The sequence below is a fragment of the Arthrobacter sp. CAN_A214 genome, assembly GCF_015751955.1.
Lineage (GTDB): Bacteria > Actinomycetota > Actinomycetes > Actinomycetales > Micrococcaceae > Arthrobacter_D.
The window spans coordinates 45,756-58,268 of the sequence record NZ_JADOUU010000010.1; the positions used below are offsets into that span (position 1 = coordinate 45,756).

The window sequence follows — 12,513 nt, forward strand, 5'->3', positions numbered from 1 at the left end:
GAAGACGCCTTTTTCCTTTTTCGACCTCTTGAAGGAGTGCCCTGTGGAGTACACCTACGACGTTCTGGTCATCGGTGGCGGTCCGGCGGGAATGGCCGCCGCAACACGCGCTGCGGAACTGGGGGCGCGAACGGCCGTGGTGGAACGCTCGGCGCTCGGCGGGACCTGCGTCAACTCCGGCTGCGTGCCCACGCGGGTCCTGGCCAAGACCGCAAGGCTCTTCCGTGAGGTCCGCACCGCGTACGACTACGGCATCGTGGTGGCGGAACCTTCTCTCGACTGGGAAAAGACGGTCCGGCGTGTGCATGCCACTGTGGAGCGGGTACTCGACGCCAAGGGGTACCAGGCAACACTGGAACGCCTCGGCATCGAGTTGCTCCGCGGGCAGGCGGTATTCACCGATGAGCATACGATGTCGGTCAACGGCGTCGAGCTCAGCGCGCGTTCCATCCTCCTGTGCATCGGCGGCGACGCCCGGCGGCTCCCCATCGCGGGTGCAGGGCTGTCCATCCTTCCGTACGAGGTCCTCTCGCTCAAGGAGCTTCCCGGCGTCGTCGCCGTGATCGGTGGTGGGCACACCGGTGCGCAGCTGACCACGATCTTCCAGGCCCTCGGGTCCGAGGTCCTGTTGCTGGATCTTGCTCCGCGGATCCTGACCACCGAGGACGACGACGTCTCAGCGTCCGTCACCGCGAGTTTCGTCTCGAAGGGCGTCCAGGTCGAAACCGGTATCGACGGTATCGACGGCATCACGCAGGGGGCGGACGGAACGCTGACCATCACCTGGAAGCGCGACGGCGAGCCCCTGGCACGGGACGTCGACGCCGTCGTCATGGCCGCCGGGTGGCCTGCGAACCTGGCGGGCCTCGGACTGGAGGCGGCCGGCGTCGAGACGGCGCGGTCCTTCATCCCGGTGGATGACTACCTGCGCTCGAATGTGCCGCACATTTTCGTTGCCGGTGACGCGAACGGCAGCAGCATGCTGGTGCAGGCCGCGGTATTCGAAGGTGAGACCGCTGCCGAGAACGCCGTCCTGGGCGCCAACCGCACCACCCCGCATCACCTGCTTCCGGAGGGCGGTTTCACCGATCCGGACTACTCGGGAGTGGGGCTCACCGAGGCGAAGGCGAGGGAACGGGATTCGGAGTGCCACGCCGTCGTCGTCCCGTATGCCGTGGTGGAGCGGCCCATCATCGATGACCGTGAGCAGGGGTTCCTGAAACTGGTGACCGACCGCCACCGCGAATTGATCCTGGGGGCTCATGCGGTGGGGGAGAATGCGGTGGAGGTCATCCAGGCGGTGGCATCCGCCATGGCAGCCGGAACGGATCTGGCAACGCTGGCGCGCGTGAAGTTCGCCTACCCCACCTACAGTGCGGTCATCGGGCACGCTGCGAGGGCTGCACTGCGGAAGTAGGCGCATCCCTGCGCCGCCAGTATGCGGCGAGCGCGGCGCCCGAGACGTTGTGCCACACCGAGAAGATGGCGCCGGGCAGAGCCGATTCGGGGGTGAGATACTGCCTCGCCAGGCCGGCGGCGAGCCCGGAATTCTGCATTCCCACCTCGATCGCCGTGGTGCGGCGCGCTGCGACCGGGAGATGGAAGAGCCTCGCGGCACCATAGCCCAGCGCGTAGCCCAGCCCGTTGTGAAGGATCACCGCGGCCAGAACCAGCAGGCCTGCCGACAGGATGATCCCGGCGCTTCCTGACACCACGGCCACCACCACCACGGTGATCGCGGCGACGGACACCCAGGGCAATGCCGGGAGGCAACGGTTCACGAGGCCCGGCAGGAAGAAGCGCACTGCCAGTCCGAGGAGCACCGGCACCAGGACGATCTGCAGGATGGACCCGGCCATCGATCCGGCGTCCACCGGCATGTATCGGCCTGCCAGCCACAGGGCCAGCACGGGCGTGAGCAGTGGGGCGAGGAGGGTCGAGACCGAGGTCATCGCCACCGACAGGGCAACATCGCCGCGGGCGAGGTAGGACACGACGTTCGATGCCGTACCTCCAGGGCAGCAGCCCACCAGGATGACCCCGGCAGCCAGCGCGGGGGGCAGGCCGAGCAGTGCAGAGACAAGCCAGCCGAGGAGCGGCATGATGGCGAACTGCGCCAGCACGCCGATGACCACGGGGATCGGCCGCCGCACCACCAGGGCAAGGTCAGGCGGAGTCAGGGTCAGCCCCATGCCGAACATGATGACGCCGAGCAGCGGGTTGATGAGCGGAGCAAGTCCCGTGAAGGCATTCGGCGTCAACACCGCCAGCACGCCGCCGGCAAGGATCAGGAGGGGGAACAGGGTCACGGCGATGCGCGCGCTGCGTTCCTCGGCGGAGGGCTGTGCGGACGGTGTCTTGGTCATGGTTAATTGCTTATCACGTGCCCCGCCCTATGTCCGACTGCTAGGGTTTGTGCCACCCAGCAACGGCAAGGGTGCTTCGTTTCGCAGCAACAGCGCAGGGGGAAGAACGGCGACCATGGACAAGAAATTTACCGCCACCGAAGAATCCAGCAGCAAGCATCCACACGACTGGGGACGCGCGATGGCCGTCGCCATCAGCAGGCTCGCTGACATGGCACGGGAAGCGGGCGATGAATTCGAGCATGAAGCCCTGCTGGGCGAGGATCTGCACCTCTTCGTCGAAGACACCGACGATGGTGTGGATATCACCATCTCGTGGACACCGCGCGAGCAGAAAGCCCTACCCGCTGCGTCTCCGGACGACAATCCGGCCCAGTAATGCCGGCCTACGCTGGACGATCCCCGACCAGCGGGAGCGCCTTGTCGGCCCGTCCCAGCTGCTGAAGACCGACTACAGGATTCCCTCCAGTTCGTTTCGCCGGCGGTGGGTGGCGGAGGCGAGGAAGGCAGGGTACGTCCTGCTCCGCGCCCTACTCAATCGGTTATTTCAAGGAGACCCGCGTGATACCGCCCAATAAACTGGGCGGTATCACACGGGTCTCCTTATCTGTTCAGAAGGGTCAACTCCATGCGTACCTCTGCTTTTTTCATCGCTCCCACCCTGGCATTCTCAGCCCTGGCTCTTGCCGCCGGGCCCGCTTCCGCCGACGATGGCGCCGCCTCCTACTCGGCAGTGCTCGCTCCGGTGAACAACAGCGGAACCTCCGGCCAGGTGATGATCCATCTGGCAGGCGACCAGGCCACGATCAGCATGAGCGTGGCCGGCGCCCCGTCGACACTCATGGGCATGCCGTATATGCATGCCCAACACATCCACATCGGCGGACAGGGCGTCTGTGCCGGCCCTGCGGCCGACGCTGATGGCGACGGCGTTGTCAGCTCCCTCGAGGGCCTACCCTTCGAGGGGCCCGTCGGTACGTCACTGACGGTCGAAGGTGATACGAGCCCCGCTTCAGGAGCGGCAGCCCACCTGTTCCCTGCCGGCGGAGCCTATGACTATTCGCGAACGATCACCCTGGACGCGGCCACCATCGGGGCAATCCAGGCCGGTAACGCCGTTGCGCAGGTTCATGGCGCCGACCCGTCCCTGCTTTCGGCCGCTGCCCAGCAGAAAGTGAATCCGATGAATCCCGCGCTGCCCTTCGCGACCGACGTGCCTATCGCCTGCGGGTCGGTCGTCGCGTCCCAGATGTCCGGTCCCCTGCCACGTGGCGGCGCGGACACCGGGGTGGAAGGCGCGCAGGCGGTTCCCGAAACACACTCCCCCCTGGCTGCCGCCGGCCTTCTTCTCTTGGCGGCAGGAGCAACTGCCGGAACCGCCCTTGGATGGCGCCGACAGTTCTGAAGGACACCCCGCAGTAAAAGTAAGCAACCTTAGTATCATCGGGGTACTGTTGAAGAAACTCGCCAACCAACATTACTGGGAGGATCCCATGTCTGCACAGAACCCCGATCCGGAGGACGACAAGATCACCGGCCTTGAGCCTGGTGGCGGCGTGCCCCCGGGTGAGACACCACCAGGAGAGGCTAGTACCGCGTGGGAAATGGGACATGACGAGGGTGGGCCGTCGAAAGGCTTCTCCAAGATCTGGCTCGCAGTGATCGGCGTTGTCGTCCTCCTGTTCATCCTGATGATCGTCGGCTACATCGTCGGCATCCTTTCCTGACGCCTGACGCCTGACGGTTCGCCGGCCTTCGAAGCATTTCCCCCGAAACCAAAGAAGCCGCCGACCAGTTCCTGGACTGGTCGGCGGCTTCTTTGGGATATGGCTCTACCGGGAGTAGTACTCGCTCAACTCCCGCTCTTCCTCCGCAGATAATTCGAGGTCACTCGCGGTGTCCGGGGAGTCGCTGATCTGCTTCTTGGTCCACTTGAGATGGAGGTCGGCCCCTTTGAAGTGAGCACCGTCGAGTGGCACGTAGTGCTTGCGGGTATTGAGCAGGCCGAACGACAGCGTCACCCAGCCCGGGAGGCCCGATGCCCTCTCAAGGTGAACCTGGTTCACTTCTCCCAGCTTGATGCCTTCGCTGTCCCAGGCCGTAGCCTCCTGCAGTTCATTGATCTCAAGCTTGTCCATGGTGTCTCCCTTTCATCCGGCGGCCCGCAGTTCGCTTACCATTCCAGCCCAGATGGGCCGCAAGGGCAACGTCGAGGAGAACTACGCCTTGTCGGCCGCTTCACCCAGCAGGGGGAGGAACTTGTCGAGCGCCCAGGGCAGGCTCAGCGGATTGGCCGCAGAGATGGACAGCGTCAGCGTGTTGTCGCTGTCGGCGACCAGCGCACCGGTTTCCACTGCGGGGATCTGACTGAGCAGCGGGTCCGTGCTGATTGCTTCCTTGGTTGCGGCGTCCGGAACCCAGGTCACGAAGACGTCGGACTCGAGCTCATTTGCGCGCTCCGCGGACCAGGGGATGAAGAACTCCGTGCTGTCCTGCGTGTTCTCGGTGACGACGTCGGCCTGGATCATTCCGAGCTCGCTCAGGAATCGGGGGCGGTTGTCGTTGGCCGTGTAGATGTTGACGCCGTCGGCTCCTGCCGGCTCGAGGTTGCCATAGATGAACGTCTTCCCCTCGATCTGCGGATACTCGGCGGCAGCGCCGGCGATCGCCTCCTCGGTCTCGGTGATGAGTTCGCCGGCCTGGTCCGCCAGCCCGAGAGCATCGCCGATGATGCGGGTCGAATCCTGCCACGCGGTTCCGTAGGCAACCTCGGGGTAGGCAACGACCGGTGCGATTGCGGAAAGGGTGTCGTAGTCCTCCTGCGAAAGGCCCGAATAGACACCGAGGATCACGTCAGGATTGGTTGCGGCGATGTCGTCGAAGGGAATGCCGTCCGCCTCGGAGTACTGCGCGGGCGCGTTCTCGCCACCGATGGCCGCGTCGAGTTCCTCGAGCTTGGCATCCTTCCACGGCGTTGATCCGTTCTCGTTTCCGCCGTAGGCGTCGATCGGCATTCCCACCGGAACGACGCCGAGTGCCAGGGACACATCGGCGTTCACCCAGGAAACGGTCGCGATGCGCTCGGGCTTTTCTTCGATCGTCGTCTCGCCGAACGCATGTTCGATGGTGACGGGGAAAGCGTCGGCTGCGCCGTCGTCGTTTCCGCCCGTCGCCACCGAGCCGCCGTCAGCGGGGCCGGTGGAGCAGGCCGAAAGGGAGAGGACTGCGATGGCGGCAGCGGCGAAAAGACCGCGCATACGGAGGGGGGCCATGGGGCTCCTTGACTTCTGTGGCCACTGAGGGCGTTCCGGACGGGATAGAAGTAAGGCTAGCCTAAGCGAGAATAATTACGAAATGGTTTTGTGGCGTAATGCGATCAGGAGCCCGGCTCCCGCGCCTTCCGCGTCTCCCTGTCGTTCGCCTTCTGCAGGGCGTCCACCAGCTCCGCCTTGGACATGGAGGACCGGCCCGGCACCTCGAGCTCCTTTGCCAGGGAGTACAGGTGGTCCTTCGACGCATTGGCATCCACTCCACCGGCGGTTGTGCGGGAGGTGTCCGCCCCGCCTGCCGCCCGGGCGTCCGAGGGGCCGTTCTCCTCCTTCGGCTCCCAATGGTCCCCGACCTTCTCGTGGCTGTGCTTCAGTGCCGCATAGGCGGTGCGGTGCGCCCGCTCGCCGTCGCCGTACTGCTCCTCGGCTGACTCGAGCGTCGCGGCGTAGGTTCTCTTGGCCTTTTCGTCGGAGCGCTGCAGCGTGCTGGGCAACTCTTCCTCGTTGACCTCGCCCTTTTTCGTGAACCGTCCCATCGGGGTGGCCTCCTGTCGATCGGCTTTTTCGTTCTTCGATGGTAGGCCCCATGCCCGGCTTTCCGGTCAGCCGTTGGGTGTTATCCGGTTTTCAACGACCGAAGGGCGTGTCGTCCAGCGACACGCCGGTCATCAGCGGCTCGAGCGGTGAAAGCCGGGCTATTCGGTACGCTACGGTGCCTCAGCTGCCGCGTCGGGGTCGTGTTTCCCGGGCAACCAGGAGTCCGCCGGCACAGAATGCGAAGGTTGCGACCAGAACGAGCAGCAGCGGAGCTGTCCAGCTTCCGGTCGAGGAGTGGATGGCGCCGGCCAGGGGTGGGCCCGCGGCCGCGGCGAGGTAACCCCAGGCTTGTACTTTTGCTGACATGACCGCTGCCTCGCCATCCGACCGCGTGGCCCGGGCCACGATCGAGAAAATCGTGGTGAAACCACCACCCTGGGCGATTCCGCCGGCGATCGACCACACGACGTACCACTCCGGAACCACGAGCAGGCCCAGCGGAAGGCTGACCCACAGGATTCCGATCACCGCCACAGGAACCCAAGGTCGGGAGCGTGTCACGAGCACGGCCGCTCCGAGTGCGCCCGCTATGGCGGAGACCTGGAAGAGTGATGCTGCAGCACCGGAAGCGGCCAGACTGAGCCCACGGGTCTCGAACAGCAGCGTGGGCAGCCACGCTGTGAGGGCGTAGTAGGCGAACGCCTGCCCGGAGAACGCCAAGGTCAACAGCCACCCGATACGACCGACCCGGCCGGAACCCCGCGATGGGGATGGGCTGGTGGAGTCGGTTCGCGGCGTGCGGGCCCGCCTGCGGGAAACCACCAACCAGAAGATGAACCCGGCGAGGGCCAGAACGCCCCAACCGGACAGGGCCCAGCGCCACCCCACCACCGCGGCCAGTGGCGCGGTGCCCAAGGAGGTGATCATCGATCCGACATTGAGAGCCGAGGTGTAGGCGGCCGTCACACCGGACACCCGCTGCCAGGGCACGTCGCGTCGGATGAGCACGGGGACAACGATGTTGCCGACGGCTATCGCAGCGCCGATGACAATCGTGCCGATCAACACCACCGGCGCCGGGCCGACCGATCGAATTCCGGATCCCACCAGGACACCGAGAAGACAGATCAGGACAGCAGCCTCCGGGCCCGCGCGGCGGATCACACGAGACGCCAAGGGGGTGGCGAGCGCGAAAAGCAGCACGGGCAGACTGGTGAGCAGACCCGCCCCCACCGCTGAGAGGCCGACATCCGCCTGGATGTCCGTAATGACCGGTGCCGGCGCGACTATCGGCCCGCGCATGCTGAGCGCCACGAGGATTATCCCGATGACGGTCCACGGCAACGCCCCGGAAGTAGTGAGTAGCTTACGCGTGGGGTTTCTCCTTCAGGCGGACTGCGAGTGCTACCCGAGAGCCTTCAGGTACTTCGCCAGCTCCCTGGGAGCCGACCGCGGTGCGACGGCTTCGACAGCCGCGTTGTAGTTGGTGTTCGTGTTGACGTCATAGGTGAGTACCCGGCCATCCGCCGTTTCGATGAACTCGATCCCGCACACCTCAAGGTTGTTCCGCCGCGCGAATTCCTCGTAGCGGGCAATAATCGGATGGTCGAAGTCCTCCCGGAGGCTGAAGAGCTGCTGGCCGGGTTCGGGCTCGATCGTTGCCCCTGGCGGCATGATGGGTTTGCCGCTCACCGGGTCGATGGCGCAGGCATCCGCCGGGCAGAGCTGGAACCCACCGCGCGCGGTGTCGGCCTTGATCGCGTACACGAACTTCCCACCCACGATCTCGGCGCGCGTGATGAACGGCTCGGCGGCGTGGATGAATTCCTGCACCAAAGTGATGCCGTCCTGCGGCTCCTCGAACTCGGCGGAATCCACGTACGCGGTGAGCTCGTCGTGCGATTCGAATTTCCGCACCCCGAGACCCTTACCGCCCTGGTTGTGCTTGATGATGAACGGAGCCTGGAAGTCCTTCGCGGCCTCGACGATGCGCTCACGGCCGATGGCGGCCACCGTACGGGGGGTATCGATACCGGCTGCACGCAGCGCCGTCAGCTGGTCCACCTTGCTCATCTCGAGCTCGAGCACGCGCCGCCCGTTGACCGTCCGGCGCCCGTGGGCCTCCAGCCAGGACAGCACGGAGCGGGCGTAGTCCTTCGACAGATGGTGCTGCCGGGTGTGCGCCGAGGCACTGATGCGGGACCAGAAGATTCCCTCAGGAGGCGCGGCGTCGAGGTCCAGCACACCGTCGGTGAGGAGCCACTCGACGACGTCGACCCCCTCCTGCTCGAAGGCTCGGGCGAACGGCGGGAACCATTCGGGGTTCTCGTGCAGGGCGTAGACAGTGGTCACGGGTTTCCTCCCGGTCGAAAAGCGGTTGAATCAAGCGGTGAAAAGGGCATCGTTACCGAAAACCCGGAGCGCCGGACACCTATTCCGGCTCAGCCGCCGATGAAGATGCCGTTGCCCGGACCCAACGGGAGGTCCAGCACGAAGAACACGCTGAGGATTGCCACCCACGCAAGCCAGAACGGCACAACGAACGGCAGCATGCGCGCCATGAGGGTACCGAGGCCGGCCTGCGGCTCGTATTTACGCAGCATGGTCAGGAGCACAATCATGTAGGGGTTCAGCGGGGTGATGACCTGTGTTGCGGAATCGCCCACACGGAACGCCGCCTGGATGAAGGCCGGTTCGTACCCGAGCAGAACGAACAACGGCACGAACACGGCGGCCATCAGGGTCCACATCGCGGACCCGGAGATGATGAAGAGGTTCAGGAGTGACGCCAGCAGGATGAAGGCGAGGATTGCCGGGTACCCGGTGAGCCCGATGGCCTGCAGCCCGCCGGCGCCGGCGACGGCGATCCACTGGCCGATCCCCGACCAGTTGAACAGGGCGATGAACTGCCCGAGGATGAACGCCAGCACGAGGAAGCCGGCCATGTCCTTGATGGCCTCGCCCATGACGCGCGGTACGTCCCTGCCCGTGGTGATTGTGCCCACCACCCTCCCGTAGACGAGGCCCGGCACGGTGAAGAGCGTGAAGACGATGAAGACGATCGAGCTCAGCAGCGGCGACCTCGGAAGGAATCCGCCCTCCTCGTTGCGCCACGGTGAGCCGGGAACAACAACTGCGAGAACAATGGCGACGGCGACCACCGCACCCACGATCAGGGCCCACTTCAGGCCACGCGCCTCGACAGGCTCAAGTTCCGATTTCAGCGTGGCGGGCGGCGTGGACGCGCCGCCAGACTTCGCGCCGGCAGACTTCGCGCCGGCAGACTTCGCGCCGGCAGACTTCGCACCGGGAGTCGCACCGGCGACCGTTCCGCCATTCGCGTCGTCGTCGTCGTGCAATTCGTCGACCGGCACACCCTGGCGGGCCAACCGCGGTTCGAGGACCTTGTCGATGATGAAGCCCGCGATCAGCATCAGGACGATCGAGGACACCACGTTGAAGTAGTAGTTCGACACAGGGGTCACGATGGAGCCGGCATTGGGCAGGGTCTCGGTGACCGCCGTCGTGATCCCCGCGAACAGCGCATCGAGGCTCGTGACGAGGATATTGGTCGAGTAACCGGCGCCCGCTGCGGCGAATCCGCCCAGCAGGCCGGCCACGGGGTGCCGCCCCGCGGCCTTGAAGACGAGGGCGGCCAGGGGTGGGATGACCACGAAGGCGGCGTCGGACATGATGGAACCCGTGACGCCGACGGCGCCGACGGCGTAGGGCAGCGCCCAGCGCGGTGCAGAGCCGAAGGCCTTGCGGATCAGCGCCGCCAGCAGGCCCGACTTCTCGGCCACACCGACGGCCAGGAGGATCGGCAGGACAGTGGCCAGCGGCGGGAATCCGAGGTAATTAGCGCCGAGGTTCTGGGTCAGCCAGGTGAGCCCCTCTGCGGTGAAGAGGCCCTTGATCGCGGTGACCTCCGCCGCTCCCGGAATCTGTACGGTGACGTTGGCCCACGCCATGACGGTGGTCAGAACGGCCGTGATGCTGAAGAGGATCAGGAACAGCATGAAGGGGTCGGGAAGCTTGTTGCCCACCTTTTCCACACCGGTCAGGAAGCGATCGGTCACACTACTTCGGGTTTCTGCAGAGGATGCCACGGGCACGTACTCCTAGCGGATCGCGGGTCAGTTGAAATAGGAGGGGACGTCGATGGCGCCGCCCGAGGATTCGAACTCCTCATGCACCGTGCGTTGCAGGTCCTCGTCGCACAGATAATCGAGCGCCGTGAGCGCAAGCCCCGCGGCGCCGTCGGACGCGCCCTTCTCGGCGGCCCCGGTGTTCGCCGCTGCGGCGAAGCCCTCGGTGTGGAGAGCCGTTCCGGGATCGGCGATGCGGATGAGCGGGTGAATGCCCGGGATTCGGTAGCTGACGTTTCCGAAGTCCGTGGAGGCGGCGAGCGTCTCGGAGACGACGCCCAGCGGTAGCGGTGAGCGCCCGCGCCGTTGCTGGGCCGCGACCCAGCGGCCGGTCAGGGCGTTGTTGGTGCGGATGGGCAGCGACGGTGGATGCTCGTCCCACAGCAGTTCGACGCCGGTGCCGGTCATCAGGGCGGCGCCCCGGGCAACGTCCTCGAGCCGGGAACTGAGATCCTTCAGGGTTTCGGGGTGCTTGGAGCGGGCGTAGAGCTTCATCACCGCGCGTCCGGGAATGATGTTGGGGCTCTGGCCGCCCTCGGTGATGTTGCTGTGCACCCGGTCCGACGGCGGCAACTGCTGCCGCAGCAGCCCGATGCCCTGGTAGGCGAGGTTGGCGGCGTCGAGCGCGTTCCGTCCCATGAACGGCTGGGCGGAGGCGTGCGCTTCGACGCCTGTGAAGGTGATGGTGAGCAGCCGGCGGCCGAGCCACACCTGGTCCGCGAGGTCATACCCGTAGGGGTGCACCATGATGGCTGCGTCGATGTCGTCGAAGGCCCCATGGCGGGCCATGATCTCCTTGCCCGAGTGGCCTTCCTCCGCGGGCGTCCCGAGAAACACCACCCGTCCGGGGAGCTGGTCGGCCACGGCCGCGAGAGCGAGGAACGCTCCGACGCCCGCCGCGGCGATGACGTTGTGGCCGCAGGCGTGGCCGACCCCCGGCAGGGCGTCGTACTCGGCGAGCACGGCGATCGTCCTGCCCCGGGAGCTGTCCCCCACTTCGGCCCGCACTGCGGTTTCCACCCCGTGGACTCCCAGTTGGGCCTCGATCCCTCGGTTCGTGAGGGTTTGGTGAAGGAGTTCCGCGCTGGCGTGTTCCTGGAACGCCGTCTCAGGATGGGCGTGCAGGGTGTGGACCACGGAGTCCAGTTCGCCGGATAGTCCGTCAATCGCCCGCTCGACTTCCGTCACGAGGTCCGCAGGCGCACCGGTGAACGGCGACTCCTGGACTGTGGCGGCGCCCAGCAGTCTTCGTGTCTCGGAGTCGATCTGCTGAAGGTACGCGGGATCCGGAACTGTGGGTTCGGTCATCTGAGTAGCTTAGGCAACTATTGCCCGGAAGGCAGTGTGCCGGGTAAATCCGAGGTAACAAAGCGGACCCTTCCGCTGCCTGAAACCTGACCCGGCAACGGCTTCACTGTGGCCTTCATCGACTGCATACTTGTGCTTAGCAGCGCACTCTGACCCGTCTCATGGGACCCGCCTGGCGAACTGACCTCGAGCAGCGCTGTGCCGGCCATGCCACTGATGTAGAACGCGACGCCGAAACATTTTTCACAACTGACATCCCGGCCCTCCTCGGCTGGCGTTTCGGAGCCGACGACGCCGGGCGGGTTACTCCACCCGTCCTGTACATCGGCGGCAGCGACAGCGGACCGTGGTTCGCGGAAGTACGGCAGCTTCTGCTGCGCTGGTTACCCCGAGCCGAAGAAATGGTGCTTGCCGGTGCAGATCATTCACTCGCCATCACCCATGCGGCACCGCTTGCGGCTGCCTTGGCTGACTTCCTCAGCCGCCACCCCCTGGGACCTGATCCACCGCCCAATAAGGACATAACGCCCCGGAAATAATCCAGCAACAATCTCCGGACACCATGGAGGCACCCGGGAATGCCCGGCGCCTGCCCTCGCCCAAGGAGTTCCCATGTCCCTGACGATTTCCACCTCGACCCGCATCGACGATCTCCGGGCACTTCGCAGGGGAGATACCGTAGAGGCGCGCCGAAAGGACGAGGTCCACTACCGCGGCCGCGTCGAGGAAACGGCTCCGGGGCTGGGAGTTGTATGGATCCGTGATTCGACGGCCGGCCATCGTGCCATCCTCCACCTGGACGAATACAGCATCTGGCGTGTCGCCGTGTAACAGCATTGCCCACCGGAGCACGGTTCCAGCTCGGTCAGCCGCGGGCATTCCACT

At 65.6% G+C, this 12,513-nt stretch carries 14 protein-coding genes; 6 read left to right on the top strand and 8 right to left on the bottom strand.

All coding sequences use genetic code 11. The features are described 5' to 3' along the window. Nucleotides 1-43: 43 nt before the first annotated feature. On the top strand, nucleotides 44-1,417 hold the full coding sequence (locus tag IWX65_RS10335) for a dihydrolipoyl dehydrogenase family protein (RefSeq protein ID WP_196882643.1): 1,374 nt from the start codon (nucleotides 44-46) through the stop codon (nucleotides 1,415-1,417). Here IWX65_RS10335 and IWX65_RS10340 read toward each other — a convergent pair. Then, a complete protein-coding gene (locus tag IWX65_RS10340; RefSeq protein ID WP_196882645.1) occupies nucleotides 1,380-2,366 on the bottom strand; it encodes a bile acid:sodium symporter family protein in 987 nt (328 codons plus the stop codon). The two genes, IWX65_RS10335 and IWX65_RS10340, sit on opposite strands and share 38 nt — an antisense overlap. A gap of 115 nt (nucleotides 2,367-2,481) precedes the next feature. Between IWX65_RS10340 and IWX65_RS10345 the strand changes: the two genes are divergently transcribed. The 3 genes from IWX65_RS10345 (at nucleotide 2,482) to IWX65_RS10355 (ending at nucleotide 4,093) form a co-directional block, all read left to right on the top strand. Next, nucleotides 2,482-2,745: a hypothetical protein gene (locus IWX65_RS10345; protein WP_196882646.1), complete on the top strand. Its 264-nt coding sequence runs from the start codon at nucleotides 2,482-2,484 to the stop codon at nucleotides 2,743-2,745. A gap of 249 nt (nucleotides 2,746-2,994) precedes the next feature. Continuing rightward, complete coding sequence (locus tag IWX65_RS10350; protein WP_196882647.1) at nucleotides 2,995-3,771, top strand: hypothetical protein; 777 nt, start codon at nucleotides 2,995-2,997, stop codon at nucleotides 3,769-3,771. Nucleotides 3,772-3,859: 88 nt separating this feature from the next. Then, nucleotides 3,860-4,093, top strand: coding sequence for a DUF6480 family protein (locus IWX65_RS10355; RefSeq protein WP_196882648.1), 234 nt, complete (start codon nucleotides 3,860-3,862; stop codon nucleotides 4,091-4,093). A 105-nt stretch (nucleotides 4,094-4,198) separates the two neighbouring features. On the opposite strand, the gene IWX65_RS10360 is transcribed toward IWX65_RS10355, so the two are convergent. The 7 genes from IWX65_RS10360 to IWX65_RS10390 all read right to left on the bottom strand — a co-directional run bounded on the left by IWX65_RS10360 (nucleotide 4,199) and on the right by IWX65_RS10390 (nucleotide 11,628). Next, on the bottom strand, nucleotides 4,199-4,504 hold the full coding sequence (locus tag IWX65_RS10360; RefSeq protein ID WP_196882649.1) for a PRC-barrel domain containing protein: 306 nt from the start codon (nucleotides 4,502-4,504) through the stop codon (nucleotides 4,199-4,201). A gap of 81 nt (nucleotides 4,505-4,585) precedes the next feature. Then, nucleotides 4,586-5,638 (bottom strand): ABC transporter substrate-binding protein, encoded by a 1,053-nt coding sequence (locus tag IWX65_RS10365; RefSeq protein ID WP_196882650.1) that lies wholly within the window; start codon nucleotides 5,636-5,638, stop codon nucleotides 4,586-4,588. A gap of 104 nt (nucleotides 5,639-5,742) precedes the next feature. After that, nucleotides 5,743-6,171 (bottom strand): ChaB family protein, encoded by a 429-nt coding sequence (locus IWX65_RS10370; RefSeq protein ID WP_196882651.1) that lies wholly within the window; start codon nucleotides 6,169-6,171, stop codon nucleotides 5,743-5,745. Nucleotides 6,172-6,352: 181 nt separating this feature from the next. Next, nucleotides 6,353-7,486: an MFS transporter gene (locus tag IWX65_RS10375; protein ID WP_334683800.1), complete on the bottom strand. Its 1,134-nt coding sequence runs from the start codon at nucleotides 7,484-7,486 to the stop codon at nucleotides 6,353-6,355. Nucleotides 7,487-7,576: 90 nt separating this feature from the next. Continuing rightward, entirely contained in the window at nucleotides 7,577-8,524 is a 948-nt protein-coding gene (locus tag IWX65_RS10380) for an ATP-grasp domain-containing protein (RefSeq protein ID WP_196882655.1), read from the bottom strand. An 89-nt stretch (nucleotides 8,525-8,613) separates the two neighbouring features. Then, nucleotides 8,614-10,281 (bottom strand): AbgT family transporter, encoded by a 1,668-nt coding sequence (locus IWX65_RS10385; RefSeq protein ID WP_196882657.1) that lies wholly within the window; start codon nucleotides 10,279-10,281, stop codon nucleotides 8,614-8,616. Between the two features lie 27 nt (nucleotides 10,282-10,308). Further along, nucleotides 10,309-11,628: a M20 family metallopeptidase gene (locus tag IWX65_RS10390; RefSeq protein WP_196882659.1), complete on the bottom strand. Its 1,320-nt coding sequence runs from the start codon at nucleotides 11,626-11,628 to the stop codon at nucleotides 10,309-10,311. 161 nt (nucleotides 11,629-11,789) lie between these two features. Here IWX65_RS10390 and IWX65_RS10395 point away from each other — a divergent pair, with 161 nt between their 5' ends. Next, nucleotides 11,790-12,167, top strand: coding sequence for an alpha/beta fold hydrolase (locus IWX65_RS10395; RefSeq protein WP_196882661.1), 378 nt, complete (start codon nucleotides 11,790-11,792; stop codon nucleotides 12,165-12,167). Between the two features lie 73 nt (nucleotides 12,168-12,240). Further along, nucleotides 12,241-12,459 (top strand): hypothetical protein, encoded by a 219-nt coding sequence (locus IWX65_RS10400; protein ID WP_196882663.1) that lies wholly within the window; start codon nucleotides 12,241-12,243, stop codon nucleotides 12,457-12,459. Nucleotides 12,460-12,513: the final 54 nt, after the last annotated feature.